Genomic DNA, 12,704 nt, shown 5'->3' with positions numbered 1-12,704 from the left:
CCCATGCCCCTGCACATTCCCCGAATCCCCGGTGTCGATTTCCTTGCCACAGGCAGGCAGCTCGGCTATCTGGAGATCGAACATTCAGACAACGCCCACGACGCCGCCGTCATCCCGTCCCCCATCGCCGTCCTGAGCGGCGGGGCCGGGCCAACGGTCCTTCTGATCGCCGGCACCCACGGCGACGAGTACGAGGGGCAGATCCTGCTGCAGGAGCTCATTCGGTGCATGGACCCGGCGGAAGTCAGCGGTCGCCTGATTGTCCTGCCCGCGTTGAATATCGCCGCCGTCCGGGAAGGACGCCGCGTTGCCAGCGTGGACGGGGTGAACCTCAACAGGTCCCTTCCGGGCAACGCCGCCGGGGGTCCGGCACAGCAGATAGCTTCCATCGTGGCCGAGGACCTCATCCCGCTGGCGGATTTCGTCATGGACATCCATTCCGGCGGAATCGCCTCGGAATACGTGCCCTCGGCCTTCGTCTACCACGGACCCACGCCGGAACTTTGGGCACAAAAGACCGCAGCCGTGGCTGCCTTCAACGTGCCGTATTCCGTCGTGGTGCAGCCCATGCTCAAATCCGGTTCCATCAGCGGCGCCGCCGACCGGGCCGGCGTCCCCATGATCTCCACCGAACTGGGCGGCAGGGGGACGGTTTCGCTGCAGATCCTGGAGCGCGCACGGACGGGACTCCGGTCGCTCCTGGGCCACTGGGGACTTCTCCCGGGCGATCCGCCCGCGGAACGATCCCCGGAACGGCCACCGGCCCAATCCCCGCTCCAATCCACGGTCCAGTGGGTGGAGCTCACGCCGCAGTCCCCGGTGAACTCCACTATGGCCGGGCTCTTCGAACCCACCGTTGAACTGGGGCAACGAGTCGCGGCGGGGGACCGCGTGGCCAGGGTTCATTCAGTGGAGGAACTCGACCGCCCGGCCAAGGAATTCTTCGCACCCATAGACGGGGTGGTTGCCATCGTTCGGCATCCGGCCCCCGTCAACGTCGGCACCACGCTGGTCAACATCGCCGTTGACCACGGAACCACCCACCCGGAAGGCAACTATGTCACATCGTAATTTCATGACCACCGGCACTTTGCTGCTCGCAGCCCTTGTCGGGCTGAGCGGCTGCACCAACGCGTCCCTCGACGCCGGAAGCGCCGCCGCGCAGCCCTTGCCCGGGCAGGGCGGTGCCATAGCCGCCGCGCCGCTCAACCAGGCAGCCGCGGATCTGCTGCCCGCGGAGGTCAGGTCCAAGGGAACGCTCTTGGTGGGGACGGACCCCACGTTCCCGCCCTACGAGTTCTACGCTGAGGACAACAAGACAGTGACGGGATGGGACGCCGACTTCGCCAAGGCACTTGGGGAGACCCTTGGGCTGGAAGCCCGGATGGTCCCGGCCACCTTTGACACCATCCTCCCCGGGGTCGGATCGCATAAATATGACGTCGGGATCTCCGGATTCAATGTCACCGCAGAACGGAAAAAGAACGCCGACTTCGCCACCTACATGAACAGCGGCTCGGGCCTGGCCGTCAAGCAGGGCAACCCGAAGAATCTCGCCCTTGATGCCATGACGCTGTGCGGCACCAGGATCGGCGGCGAGAAGGGAACCTCCCAGGGCATCGAAACACTGCCGGCGTTCTCGAAGCAGTGCACGGATGCGGGCCAGTCCGCGATCGACATCCAGCTCTTCCCCTCCCAGCACGAGGCCAACCTGGCCCTCACCTCCGGCCGCGTGGACGGCGTCCTGTCCGGCGATATCGGCATGGCCTACGCCAGCAAACTCTCCGGAGGCTCCTTCGAGCTCGCCCCCGGCGCCGGCTGGGATCCCACGGCTGTGGGCATCGCCTTGCCGAAGGACTCGCCGCTGACCAAGGCCGTCGTGGCCGCTGTCGAGCCGCTCGTGGCCAGCGACACGTACACGTCAATCAACGCCAAGTACGGCATCCCCGATTCCGTGAAGGTCAGCGCGGACCAGGTCGGCGCGGGTGCCTCCCGATGAGCGGCACCATGAGCCTTTCAAAGACCACCAGCACCAGGGGAGAGTACACCGTGGTGACGGCCCGGCACCCGTGGCGCTGGGTCGCTGCAGCGGCGGTCACCGCCGTCGTCGTTCTGTTCCTTATCTCGGCTGTGACGAACCCGCGCTTTGGCTGGGACAAGGTGGCCCTGTACTTCCGGGACACCACAATCGTCAACGGCATTGGCATCACGCTGATGCTGACCGTCGTCTGCATGGCGGGCGGCGTCGCCCTGGGCGTCGTTCTGGCCGTGATGCAGCTCTCCGCCAACCCGGTGGTCAAGGGCTCGGCCGGTATGTACGTGACGGTTTTCCGCGGCACCCCGGTGCTGGTCCAGCTGCTGTTCTGGTTCAATCTCTCAGCTCTGTACCCGGAAATCACGTTCGGCATCCCGGGCGTCAGCTTGGATGCCAACCAGCTCATCACACCCCTGGCCGCGGCAATCCTGGGCCTGGGGCTCAACGAAGCGGCCTACATGTCGGAAATTGTCCGGGCCGGCATCCAGTCCATCGACCAGGGGCAAGGCGAGGCGGCGGGGGCGCTGGGCATGTCCCGCCTCCAGACCCTGTTCCGGGTGATTCTGCCGCAGGCGATGCGCGTGATCATCCCGCCCACCGGTAACGAGTTCATCGGCATGCTGAAGATGACCTCGCTGGTCAGCGTCATCGCGGTCCCGGAACTGCTGTATTCGGCCCAGATCATCTATTCCAAGAATCTCCAGGTGGTGCCGCTGCTGCTCGTGGCCAGCATCTGGTACATCATCGTCACCACCGTGTTCAGTGTGGGCCAGGGATACGTGGAGCGGCGGTTCTCCCGCGGTACGTCCCGGTCCGTGCCGCCGTCGGCCGCCGAACGCCTGCGGCGTTTCTTCAGGATCCACTCCCCGCAAGCCTCAGGAAGGGGCAGCCAATCATGACCACCGAGATAGCAGAGCCAAGGCCGCTGGTGCGGGCCGAGGGCGTCCGTAAGAGCTTTGGCAACAACGAGGTCCTCAAAGGCATCGATCTTGATGTCCGGCGCGGTGAAGTGGTGTGCATCATCGGCGCCTCCGGATCGGGAAAGAGTACCTTCCTGCGGTGCGTGAACCATCTGGAAAAGATCGACGGCGGCCTGCTCCGGGTGGAGGACCGTGTGGTGGGCTACCGGCTCAAGGGCCACAAGCTGCACGAGCAGTCCCACAATGAGATCTGCGTGGACCGGAGCGACATCGGCATGGTTTTCCAACACTTCAACCTCTTCCCGCACATGACAGTCCTGGAAAACCTCATGGAGGCGCCGGTGAGGGTGCTCAAACAGCGCAAGGACGAGGTCCGGAGTCGGGCGCTCGGGCTCCTGGAAAAAGTGGGACTGGCCGAGAAGGCGCAGGCCTACCCCCGGCACCTCTCGGGCGGGCAGCAGCAGCGCGTGGCGATTGCCCGCGCGCTCTGCATGGAACCGAAACTGATGCTCTTTGACGAGCCCACATCCGCCCTTGATCCGGAACTCGTCGGTGAAGTCCTTCGTGTTATGAAGGACCTTGCCCGGACCGGCATGACCATGATCGTTGTCACGCATGAAATAGGGTTTGCTCGGGATGTGGCCGACCGCGTGGTGTTCATGCACGGTGGCCGGATCCTTGAGGAAGGCCCCGCCGAAGCGGTCATCAACCATCCGCAGAACGAACGGACGCGAGCCTTCCTGTCCGCTGTGCTCTAGGCCTTAACCATCGAGTGCTCCGCACCTGCCGTTTTCAGGACTCAAAACGGCCGGTGGGGAGCACTCGACGTCGGGGCAGGCGGTCTAGGCGTAGGCGTTGACCAGCCGGACGGCGCCGCCGTCGACGCCCTTGGCGCCCTGGACGTAGTCCGGGCCCGTCTTGACGATGGAGTCCGAGTTCACCTCGACCGTGCCCATGACCCAGGACGGCAGGCCGCGGTCGTTGAGCCGGTTGACGGCGGCGTCGGCTGCTTCCGGCGACACGATGGCGACCATGCCGACGCCCAGGTTCAGGGTGCGCTCCAGATCGGCCAGCGGGACGTTGCCGAGTTCGGAGACCAGCTTGAAGATGGCCGGGAGTTCCCAGGTGGAGCGGTCCACGGTGGCCAGCAGGCCCTGCGGGAGGACCCGGGCGAGGTTGGCGGCGAGGCCGCCGCCGGTCACGTGGCTGAAGCCGTGGACGGCCTTGCCGGCCGCGGAGCCGTTGACCGGGAAGGTGCGTGCCAGGTCCAGGCAGTCCGCGGCGTAGACGCGGGTGGGCTCGAGGAGCTCCTCGCCCAGGGTGCGGCCGAGTTCGGAGACCTGGCGGTCCAGGGCCCAGCCGGCGTGGTTGATGACGCGGCGGACCAGGGAGTAGCCGTTGGAGTGCAGGCCGGAGGAGGCCATGCCGATCACCACGTCCCCGGCGCGGACACGGTCCGGGCCCAGCAGAGCATCGGCCTCGACAACACCGGTGGCGGCACCGGCGACGTCATACTCGTGTTCGCCCAGCAGGCCCGGGTGCTCGGCGGTTTCGCCGCCCACCAGGGCGGTGCCGGCGACCGAGCAGGCGGCCGCGATGCCGCGGACGATGTCGGCGATCCGCTCCGGGACCACCTTGCCGCAGGCGATGTAGTCGGTCATGTAGAGCGGCTCGGCGCCCACGACGACGATGTCGTCCACCACCATGCCGACGAGGTCGAAGCCGATGGTGTCGTGGATGTCCATGGCCTGGGCGATTGCCACCTTGGTGCCGACGCCGTCGGTGGAGGTGGCCAGCAGCGGGCGCTTGTACGTGAGCAGCCGGGAGACGTCATAGAGGCCTGCGAACCCGCCGACGCCGCCGATCACCGAGGCGTTGTGGGTGGCCTTGACGGCGTCCTTCATGAGTTCGACGGCGCGGTCTCCCGCTTCGACGTCGACGCCGGCGGAGGCGTAGGTGATGCCGGCGTTCTGGGCGGCGTTCATGTCAGCGGCCGGGGAGGCGGAAGTCATACTGGCTCTTTCTTGTCGGCTGTGGTGACGCGGTCGGCATCGGTGAGCAGTTCTTCGAATTCGGAATCCGGCCCCGGATCGCAGCCGGTGGCGCCGGCCTTCTCGGCCGGGTCGTCGGAGATTTCGGTGCCGGGTTCGGCGTCGGGCGCCGCGGAAGCCGCGGACGGCGCCGTGCCGGACGCAGCCGTGGCGGAAGCAGAGGGAAGTCCGCCGAGGTCCGTGCGTTCGAGCAGGTTCTTGCCGAGCTTGTCCGCCCCGGGCAGCTCGATCGGGTACTTGCCGGTGAAGCAGGCGGTGCAGAGGCGCTCGCGCGGCTGCCGGGTGGCGTCGATCATGCCGTCTTCGGAAATGTAGGCGAGTGAGTCGGCGCCGATGGCCTGGGTGATTTCATCGATGGTGGCGCCGTTGGCGATCAGTTCCGCCCGGGAGGYGAAGTCGATGCCGTAGAAGCAGGGCCACTTGACCGGCGGGGAGGAAATCTTGATGTGGACGCTTGCGGCGCCGGCTTCCCGGAGCATCCGCACGATGGCGCGCTGGGTGTTGCCGCGGACGATCGAGTCATCCACCACCACAACACGCTTGCCGCGGATCACGGATTCGAGGGCGTTGAGCTTGAGCCGGATGCCGAGCTGGCGCAGCGTCTGCGAAGGCTGGATGAACGTGCGGCCCACGTAGGAGTTCTTGACGAAGCCGTGCGCGAAGGGGATACCGGATTCCTCGGCGTAGCCTACGGCCGCGGGGGTGCCCGATTCCGGCACCGGGATGACGATGTCCGCTTCCTGGGTGTTTTCGCGGGCCAGCTGGCGGCCCATTTCCACACGGGATTCGTACACCGAGCGGCCCGCGATGGAGGCGTCCGGGCGGGCAAGGTAAACGTACTCGAAAACGCAGCCGGCCGGCGTCGCCTCGGCGAAGCGCTGCGAGCGGACGCCGTCCTCGTCGATCGCGATGAACTCGCCGGGTTCGATTTCGCGGATGAAGCTGGCGCCGACAGTGGCGAGGGCGGACTGCTCGGAGGCAACCACCCAGCCGCGTTCCAGCCGGCCCAGGCAGAGCGGGCGGATCCCGTAGGTGTCGCGGGCCGCGTAGAGGGTGCCCTCATCCATGAAGACGAAGCAGAAGCCGCCCTTGATCTTGGGCAGCAGCTCCATGGCGGTCTGCTCGAGGGACTTGCCCTCTTCGCCCTCCAGGAGTGCGGTGACCAGGGCGGTGTCCGAGGTGTTGCCCTGCTTCATCTCGCCGCTGAGGTTTCCGCCGTTGCGGTCCTCGATCATCGCCTTGAGCTCGGCCGTGTTGGTCAGGTTGCCGTTGTGGGCCAGGGCCACGGTGGCCGTGGACGTCGCGCCCAGGGTGGGCTGGGCGTTGGCCCAGTGGCTCGCACCGGTAGTGGAATAGCGGCAGTGGCCGACGGCCAGGTGCCCGGTCAGGGTGTTCAGCGTGGTCTCGTCGAAGACCTGGGAAACGAGTCCCATGTCCTTGTAGACGTTAATCCGCTTGCCGTCGCTGGTTGCAATGCCAGCCGACTCCTGACCGCGGTGCTGCAGTGCATACAGCCCGTAGTAGGTGAGTTTTGCTACTTCTTCACCGGGTGCCCAGACCCCGAAGACGCCGCATGCGTCCTGAGGGCCTTTTTCGCCTGGGAGAAGATCATGAGAAAGTTTTCCATCGCCGCGTGCCACTGGTCGATTATCTCACGATGTGCGCTAAGACTTTTCCGGCGGCCGTTTTATGACCTGCCGGCCTGCTCAGGCGCGGTTCTCGTCGTCGTCCGAGGTATCCGGAGTCTCCGGTGCGTCCGTTGCGGACTCGACGACGGCGTGCTCGGCGCGGCGGACGCTCATCCGGTCCAGCACCAGGGCTGTCGCGGCACCCAGGATGACGCCGCCGGCCGCGCAAAGGACCATGAAGAAGCCGAAGACCGAGCCGCGGTCGTAGCTCGCGTCACCGGGGAAAGCGTAGGCGATCACGGCCGCGGCGGCCACGCCCACGAGCCCGCCCAGGATCAGGAAGGGCACATATTTCGGCGCCCGGCGGACGGTCACCTCGCGGCGCTCCGGAACGCTGCCCTGGGCCGGCTCCCGCTGGGGGTCGGTGCCTGCTGTGCCGGGGGTTTCGTGGGAAGACATGCCATTAAGCGTACTGCCCTTGGACTCATTGCCGGGGCCCGGTTCCCGGAGCAGACTAGGGGCTACGTACAGACGAGCTAAGGAACGGCCATGTTAGCCTCAGCCGCCCGCATTCGCGACCAGCAGCGCATAATCTGGAATGAGTTCTCGGCGGGCTGGAACAAATGGGACGCTGAGCTGCTCGGCTGGCAGGCTCCGTTCGGGGAGGCATTGCTCGAGGAGTTGCCGCTGCGCCCCGACTCCCGGGTGCTGGATGTCGCGGCAGGCACGGGGGAACCTGGACTCACCGTGGCCAAGCGAGTGTCGGAGGGCAGGGTGGTCCTGGCCGACATTTCGGCGGGAATGCTCCGCGTGGCCGAGGAGAAGGCATCGGCCTGGGGCCTGACCAACCTGGACTTTGAGGTGTGCGACGCCGCAGCCATGCCCTTCGGGGACAGCACGTTCGACGCCGTGTACTGCCGCTTCGGGCTGATGTTCTTTCCGGTGATGTCCGCGGCCATGGCAGAGATGGCGCGCACCGCCCAACCCGGTGCCCGCGTCGGCGCCGTCGTCTGGGGGCGCGCGGCGGCAAATCCCTGGGCCAGCCTGATCCTGGGCACGATCGCCCGGCACCGGGAACTGCCCATCCCGCCCGCGGGCACTCCAGGTCTGTTCCGCTGCGCACCAACCGGGTTCATGACCCGGATGTTCAAGGACGCCGGGCTGGCAGAGGTGAGCGAGCGCCAAGTCAGCACCGACCTGGTGCACGAATCCCCCGAGAGCTACTGGGAGTTCATGACCGACATCGCCACCACCGTGGCGATGGGGCTGGCTAAGGCGGATGAGGAGTCGCGGGCCCTGATCCGCTCGGATGTGTTCGCGTTGTTGGGCCGCTACGAGCACGACGGCGCGATCCGGCTCCGGTCCACCGCCACGGTGGTGGCGGGAACCAAGGTGTAGCTCGGCGGGACGGGGCGGGTATTCGCGGCGTTTTCGGACGGGCGCACCGAGGACCCGCGCTGCAACCGAGGTAGTTCCATGCCCCGATGGTGGTCCGCCACGCTGGGCCGGACAACCACCCGCGGGCCGGGTGTGGAGAACTTTTCCGCGGCAGTTTCAGGCACGCGCCCAGCTATCGGACGGGCGCGCCCCGGATCCTCGCTGCATGTATCCGATTCAGCAGCGAGGGTCCGAAACCGCCGCGGAAACAGGTACGGCCCACGTCAGGGCACGCGGGTGCACCCAGTCGGGCGACGCCGGACGAGCGCTCCGACACCGGGGGAGCACTCCAGCGTCAGACGATCAGCGGGTCAGACGCCCAGCGCTTCCTTCAGCGACGCAACATGGCCCTGGGCCTTGACCTGGTACTGCGCCAGCGTCACCTTGCCCTCGGGGTCCAGCACTACGGTGGAGCGGACGATGCCCTCCGTGACCTCGCCTTGGACCAGCTTCTCGCCCCAGGCGCCGTATGCCAGGGCGACAGTGTGGTCCTCGTCGGCCAGGAGCGGGAAGGTCAGCGCGAAGTCGCCGGTGAAGTGGGCCAGGGCCTCGGGGGCGTCGGGGGAGATGCCCAGGACCTCGTAGCCTGAGCCCTGCAGGGACGCGAGGTTGTCGCGGAAGTCGCAGGCCTCGGTGGTGCAGCCGGGGGTCGCGGCCTGYGGGTAGAAGTACACAATGACGTTCTTGCCGCGGTAATCGGCCAGGGCAACCGGCTTGCCTTCGGCGTCCGGCAGGGTGAAATCCGGGGCCGGGGTGCCGGGCTGAAGCTTGACGGTCGTGTTTGCGCTCATGATGATCCTTCGGGGGAGTGGACAATGGGTCTGTGATGCACAACATCGTGGACCGAGGCTGTATTCCGCCGCCTGAGCCTATCAAGGACCCTTCCGGGGCGGCTTTGGCGGGCTCGGGCCTGACAGCTTTTTCATAGCTCCGGCATAGCTGCCGTAGCTAGATTGAAGTCATTATGGAACAGCAAAATCCACAGCAGCGACGATTCGGATTCCGGCGCACTCCCGGCCGCGGGCCCCGTCGAGGGACCGGCCGGGCACGGGCCCTGATGGGGGCGGCCTGTGCCGCGGTGCTGGCGGTCGTCCTGGCTGCAGGTATCTATTCCTTTGCGCAAGCCCGCTCGACGGCGGCGAATCTCACGACAACGTCGGCTGCGTCGGCTGCGCCGTCTGCCACGACCACAGCGGAGGCCAGCGCGTCGCCGTCAGCCAGTCCCGATGCATCTGCCCAGGCATCCGCCCCGGCTGCGGGCGCGGTGGACGCGGCACTGGACACGCGCATCCAGGCCATTCTCGATGCCAACAGCCAGTACCAGATCGGCGTGGCGCTGGTCGACCTCTCCCAGGGCGCCGGCTCCGCGGACGTCCACGAATACGGGGTCCGGGAGAAGTTCGTGGCCGCGAGCACTGCCAAAGTCCTGGCCGCGGCGGCCTACTACCACCTGGTCGAAACCGGGGCGGCCAGCCTCGATGACCCGTTGGGGAACTACACCGCCGGATTCCAGCTCCGCGAGATGATCCAGCAGAGCGACAACGACTCGTGGTCGCTGATCATGGATGCCGTGGGCCACGAGCAGTTGACCGAGTATGCGGCGTCGCTGGGCGTGAGCTATGACCCGAAAATCAATACACTGACCCCGGCGGAAATGGCGACAATCGTCTCCCGCGTCTACTCCGGGACGCTCCTGAATGCCGGGGACACAGCCCAGCTGCTGTCCTATATGCAGGACACCAACTACGAATCACTCATTCCCGCCGCAGTGCCGGAAGGGATCACGGTCTTCCACAAGTACGGGCTCCTGGGCGGTGAACTGCACGACGCCGGCATCCTCATCCGGGACGGCACCGCCTACGCCCTGGTGATCTATACCAAGGGCCAGGACCTGAGCGACGTCCCGGAACGCACCGAGGTGATCCATCAGCTGACGCAGGCGGTGGCGGGCGCCCTCTTCTAGGCCGCCTCTGGGACGAGCGTGTCAGGGGCCGCCCGCAGACGTCCGGAACGCTAAATCCGGTGCCCTAAATGCCGAGTTCCTCCCGCAGCGCCCGCACGTGGCCCTGCGGGCTGACCTGGTATTGCGCCAGGACCACGTTGCCGTCGGGACCGACAACCACGGTGGACCGGACCGTTCCTTCGCGGACCTCGCCCTCCACCAGCTTCTCGCCCCAGGCCCCGTACGCGAGGGCCACAGCGTGGTCCTCGTCGGCGAGCAGGGGGAACGTCAGCGCGTGCTCGGCGGCGAAGGCGGAGAGGGCCTCACGGGCGTCGGACGAGATGCCCAGGACCTCGTAGCCTGCGCCCCGGAGGGCAGCAAGGCTGTCGCGGAAGTCGCAGGCCTCGGTGGTGCAGCCGGGCGTGGCGGCGCGCGGATAGAAATAGACAATGACGCTTTTGCCGCGGTAATCGGCCAGTGAAATCCGGCGGCCCGCAGCATCGGGCAGCGTGAACCCGGGTGCTGGAGTGCCAGCCCGCAGTTTGGTGGTGACGATGGATTGCATGCAGTTTCCTTCGATCGAGGGTCGGGATGGTTGTGGCAGCGGACCTCAGATGCTGTATTCCGCCGGTCCGCGCACGGTCGCCCGCGGACCGGGGACGAAGCGGTAGCCGCCGCTGCGGACGGTGACGACGGCGTGCCGGCAGCCCTTGAGTTTCCGGCGCAACCGGCCGACGTAAACGTCGATGGACCGGGTTGCCGCGCCAGGGGTGTCGAACGCGTCGAGGCAATGCTGCAGTTCCTCCCGGCTGACCGTGCGGGAGCAGTTCTGCACAAGGCACCTCAGGAGGGTGAACTCCAGATCCGTCAGGGGCACCCGCTCGCCATCGAGCCTTGCGTCCCCGGCCGCGAGGTCGACGGCGAGCCGGCTGATGCTGCCGGGGGCGGGCGCCGGGCCCGCCCCGCCGTCGTCGTCCGGAGTGCCGTCCCCGGCGGGATCCCCGGTCGGGGTTCCCGGCAGGGCGCCGTCTTCTCCAGGGGATCGGACGACGGCGGACGTTGCGGCTCCGGCGGCGGGCCTAAAGTGGACTTCCGCCTCCGGGGCACTTCTTAGGGCGCGGCCAAGCACGAGTTCGGCCGCCCGGGCCAGACAGGCCGGGTCAAGGTCGGCGTTGTCCGGCACGGTGATCCAGACAGCCAGTCCCTTCGCCGCGAGGCCGGCCTGCCGCGGCTGTCCGTTGCGCCTGGCCCGTCCGTGAACGGCGCGTGCGGTGCCGGCCACGGCTGCCTGGCTCATACGTCGCCGCGGCGGATCAGCTTGCCGTTCGGAGTCCGGCCGTCGATCAGGGTGCCGCGGAGATAGGTCTGCCGGACGACGCCGGAAAGCGCCTTCCCGTCGTACGGGGTGATGGGGTTCTTGTGCTTGAGCTTGGAGGCGTCCACGACGTACGCCTCGTCCGGGGCAAACACGGAGAGATCGGCGTCGTACCCCACCGCCAGCTGGCCCTTGTTGGCCAGGCCGGCGAGCTGGGCCGGCCTGGCCGCCATCCACGAGAGAACCTGCTCCAGCGGGATGCCGCGGTGCCGGGCCTCGGTCCAGATCAGCGACAGGCCCAGCTGCAGCGAGGAGACCCCGCCCCAGGCCACGGCGAAGTCCCCGTTTTCCAGGTCCTTCAAATCCAGGGTGGACGGGGAGTGGTCCGAGACGATGCAGTCGATGGTGCCGTCCTGCAGCCCGGCCCACAGCAGTTCGCGGTTGGAGGCTTCGCGGATCGGCGGGCAGCACTTGTAGGCTGTGGCGCCGTTCGGGATTTCCTCGGCCGTCAGCGTCAGGTAGTGCGGGCAGGTTTCGACCGTGAGGCGAACGCCGTCGCGCTTGGCGGTCGCGATCAAGGGGAGCGCATCGGAGGAGGACAGGTGCAGGATGTGGGCGCGGGCGCCGGTCCGGCGGGCCCGTTCGATGACCTCGGCGACGGCCTTGTTCTCGGCCCCGCGCGGGCGGGACGCGAGGAACATCGCGTAGCGGTCGCCGCCCGGGTGGGGTGCGTGATCGATCGCGTGGGCGTCCTCGGCGTGGACGATCATGAGCGAGTCGAAGGATTTCAGCTCTGCCATGTCCACTTCCATCTCGTCCGCTTCCAGGTGCGGGAACTCGTCCACACCGGAGTGCAGCAGGAAGCATTTGAAGCCGAAGACACCCTCGTCGTGCAGCGGCCGCAGTTCGTGCTTATTGCCCGGGATGGCTCCGCCCCAGAAACCGACGTCCACGAACACCTGGTCCTCTGCTACCTCGCGTTTGAGTTTCAGGGCCGCCACCGTAGTGGTGGGTGGGATGCTGTTCAACGGCATGTCGATGATCGTGGTGACGCCGCCGGCCGCTGCCGCCCGGGTGGCGGAAGCGAAGCCCTCCCACTCGGTGCGGCCGGGCTCGTTGACGTGCACGTGGGTGTCCACCAGGCCTGGCAGGAGGGTTTCGTCGTCGGCGAGCTCGATGACTTCACGGCCGGGGAGGCCGTCGCCCAGCGGCGCGATCGCGGTAATCACGCCGTCGCGGATGCCGACTTCCCGCGCGGCGAGGCCGGCCGTGGTCAGCACCTGCCGCCCGCGGAAGACGACGTCGTAGGTTTCTTCAGACACGGAGGGTCTCCTTTCCAGGAGCACTGTCCAGGGCGCGGGCACCCGGGACGGGGT

13 protein-coding genes are annotated in these 12,704 nt (G+C 67.4%); 6 read left to right on the top strand and 7 right to left on the bottom strand.

All coding sequences use genetic code 11. The features are described from left to right. Positions 1-3: 3 nt before the first annotated feature. From AC1DR1_RS05730 to AC1DR1_RS05715, 4 genes are read left to right on the top strand one after another with little or no spacing between them, the layout of a single operon-like run. Positions 4-1,071 (top strand): succinylglutamate desuccinylase/aspartoacylase domain-containing protein, encoded by a 1,068-nt coding sequence (locus AC1DR1_RS05730; RefSeq protein WP_364748517.1) that lies wholly within the window; start codon positions 4-6, stop codon positions 1,069-1,071. Then, a complete protein-coding gene (locus AC1DR1_RS05725; protein ID WP_476992309.1) occupies positions 1,058-1,999 on the top strand; it encodes an ABC transporter substrate-binding protein in 942 nt (313 codons plus the stop codon). The genes AC1DR1_RS05730 and AC1DR1_RS05725 overlap by 14 nt, the downstream gene beginning before the upstream one ends. A gap of 8 nt (positions 2,000-2,007) precedes the next feature. Then, entirely contained in the window at positions 2,008-2,934 is a 927-nt protein-coding gene (locus AC1DR1_RS05720) for an amino acid ABC transporter permease (protein WP_364748513.1), read from the top strand. Further along, complete coding sequence (locus AC1DR1_RS05715) at positions 2,931-3,713, top strand: amino acid ABC transporter ATP-binding protein (RefSeq protein ID WP_364748510.1); 783 nt, start codon at positions 2,931-2,933, stop codon at positions 3,711-3,713. Before AC1DR1_RS05720 ends, AC1DR1_RS05715 begins: the two co-directional genes overlap by 4 nt. 84 nt (positions 3,714-3,797) lie before the next feature. Here AC1DR1_RS05715 and purM read toward each other — a convergent pair whose 3' ends face one another. The 3 genes from purM to AC1DR1_RS05700 all read right to left on the bottom strand — a co-directional run bounded on the left by purM (position 3,798) and on the right by AC1DR1_RS05700 (position 7,093). Then, entirely contained in the window at positions 3,798-4,967 is a 1,170-nt protein-coding gene (gene purM / locus AC1DR1_RS05710) for a phosphoribosylformylglycinamidine cyclo-ligase (RefSeq protein ID WP_229995584.1), read from the bottom strand. Continuing rightward, complete coding sequence (gene purF / locus AC1DR1_RS05705) at positions 4,964-6,646, bottom strand: amidophosphoribosyltransferase (protein ID WP_476992308.1); 1,683 nt, start codon at positions 6,644-6,646, stop codon at positions 4,964-4,966. Before purF ends, purM begins: the two co-directional genes overlap by 4 nt. A gap of 66 nt (positions 6,647-6,712) precedes the next feature. Then, entirely contained in the window at positions 6,713-7,093 is a 381-nt protein-coding gene (locus AC1DR1_RS05700) for a hypothetical protein (RefSeq protein ID WP_229995582.1), read from the bottom strand. 90 nt (positions 7,094-7,183) lie between these two features. Here AC1DR1_RS05700 and AC1DR1_RS05695 point away from each other — a divergent pair, with 90 nt between their 5' ends. Next, a complete protein-coding gene (locus AC1DR1_RS05695; protein WP_229995581.1) occupies positions 7,184-8,032 on the top strand; it encodes a class I SAM-dependent methyltransferase in 849 nt (282 codons plus the stop codon). 350 nt (positions 8,033-8,382) lie between these two features. Here the strand turns inward: AC1DR1_RS05695 and bcp (AC1DR1_RS05690) are convergent, their stop codons facing one another. Then, positions 8,383-8,862 (bottom strand): thioredoxin-dependent thiol peroxidase, encoded by a 480-nt coding sequence (gene bcp, locus AC1DR1_RS05690; RefSeq protein ID WP_229995580.1) that lies wholly within the window; start codon positions 8,860-8,862, stop codon positions 8,383-8,385. A 173-nt stretch (positions 8,863-9,035) separates the two neighbouring features. Between bcp (AC1DR1_RS05690) and AC1DR1_RS05685 the strand changes: the two genes are divergently transcribed. Further along, complete coding sequence (locus AC1DR1_RS05685; RefSeq protein WP_229995579.1) at positions 9,036-10,034, top strand: serine hydrolase; 999 nt, start codon at positions 9,036-9,038, stop codon at positions 10,032-10,034. Between the two features lie 64 nt (positions 10,035-10,098). On the opposite strand, the gene bcp (AC1DR1_RS05680) is transcribed toward AC1DR1_RS05685, so the two are convergent. The 3 genes from bcp (AC1DR1_RS05680) to allB are packed head-to-tail and all read right to left on the bottom strand — an operon-like array spanning position 10,099 to position 12,650. Beyond that, complete coding sequence (gene bcp, locus AC1DR1_RS05680; RefSeq protein ID WP_229995578.1) at positions 10,099-10,578, bottom strand: thioredoxin-dependent thiol peroxidase; 480 nt, start codon at positions 10,576-10,578, stop codon at positions 10,099-10,101. Positions 10,579-10,623: 45 nt separating this feature from the next. Next, entirely contained in the window at positions 10,624-11,310 is a 687-nt protein-coding gene (locus tag AC1DR1_RS05675) for a winged helix-turn-helix domain-containing protein (protein ID WP_229995577.1), read from the bottom strand. After that, complete coding sequence (gene allB / locus AC1DR1_RS05670) at positions 11,307-12,650, bottom strand: allantoinase AllB (protein ID WP_476992331.1); 1,344 nt, start codon at positions 12,648-12,650, stop codon at positions 11,307-11,309. Before allB ends, AC1DR1_RS05675 begins: the two co-directional genes overlap by 4 nt. Between the last annotated feature and the right edge of the window lie 54 nt (positions 12,651-12,704).

The sequence above is a fragment of the Arthrobacter sp. P4_F10 genome, from assembly GCF_056401435.1.
The sequence above is the reverse complement of the archived record's forward strand: the minus strand, read 5'-3'. Positions and strand labels throughout refer to the sequence as shown.